Origin of the sequence: Kitasatospora misakiensis, from assembly GCF_042656005.1 — a bacterium.
GTDB lineage: Bacteria > Actinomycetota > Actinomycetes > Streptomycetales > Streptomycetaceae > Kitasatospora > Kitasatospora misakiensis.
Genome location: NZ_JBHSOF010000157.1, coordinates 1 through 596 on the forward strand (window position 1 = coordinate 1; position 596 = coordinate 596).

At 62.8% G+C, this 596-nt stretch carries 1 protein-coding gene; it reads right to left on the reverse strand.

Features of this window, described 5'->3' with window-relative positions:
- Positions 1-13: 13 nt before the first annotated feature.
- Positions 14-596: aspartate-alanine antiporter-like transporter (locus ACFP3U_RS37025; RefSeq protein WP_465261983.1), on the reverse strand; the 583-nt coding region annotated here is incomplete at its 5' end.

Consider the following 596-nt stretch of genomic DNA (forward strand, 5'->3'; position numbering starts at 1 on the left):
GGCGCAAAGCCCGCTAGCTTAGCCCCCAGAACAGCACGGCGAGTAGCTGCGGGGTGATAATGCGCAGGAACATCACCAGCGGATAGACGGTGGCATACGAGAGCGCCGCTGCGCCGCTGGTGGCGTGCAGGTTGTTGGCGAAGGCCAGCGCCGGCGGGTCGGTCATGGAGCCGGCCAGCATGCCGCACAGCGTCAGATAGTTCATTTTCCCCAGCATGCGCGCGAGGACGCCCACCGTCAGCAGCGGGATGGCGGTGATGAAAATACCGTAAGCGATCCAGCTCAGACCATCGCCCTGGGTCAGGGTGGCGACAAAGTCACCCCCCGATTTTAGCCCGACCACCGCCAGAAACAGCACGATCCCCAGCTCGCGCAGCGCCAGGTTGGCGCTCGGCGGCATAAACCAGTACAGCTTGCCGATACTGCGGATACGCCCAAGGATCAGCGCCATAATCAGCGGCCCACCGGCCAGTCCCAGCTTCAATGCTGCAGGGAAGCCGGGAATAAACAACGGGATAGATCCCAGCAGTACCCCGAGTCCGATGCCGATAAACACCGGCAGCATCTGGACCTGCTGCAGCTTCTGCTGGGCGTTA